The sequence below is a fragment of the Pseudomonas sp. AC463 genome, from assembly GCF_979253585.1.
Genome location: NZ_CEEDDZ010000701.1, coordinates 1 through 265, shown reverse-complemented (window position 1 = coordinate 265; position 265 = coordinate 1). Strand labels below are relative to the sequence as shown.

1 protein-coding gene is annotated in these 265 nt (G+C 66.4%); it reads left to right on the top strand.

All coding sequences use genetic code 11. The annotated features are described in order from the left end of the window. Positions 1 to 31: 31 nt before the first annotated feature. A partial coding sequence (locus tag AC0IYH_RS32000; protein ID WP_471838314.1) for a hypothetical protein occupies positions 32 to 265 on the top strand: 234 nt, incomplete at its 3' end.

Genomic DNA, 265 nt, shown 5'->3' with positions numbered 1-265 from the left:
GGTGCCGGTCCCCGACTTGGCGGAGCGTGAGATGCTACGTCCGCTGGGCATGAGCCGCAGCGCCTATGCCCAGCCGCCATCGCCCGCGATCCAGTCCAATATGGCCTTTGGACATATCAACGGCAGACCGATCCGCGGCAATTATCATGTCTATCCCGAACTCGGTCCGGCCGGGCTGTGGGCGAGCGCCGGCGACCTTGCGCGTTTGCTGATCGATCTGCAGGCCTCCGCCGCCGGTCAGCCGGGCCATCGTCTTTCGCCGGCA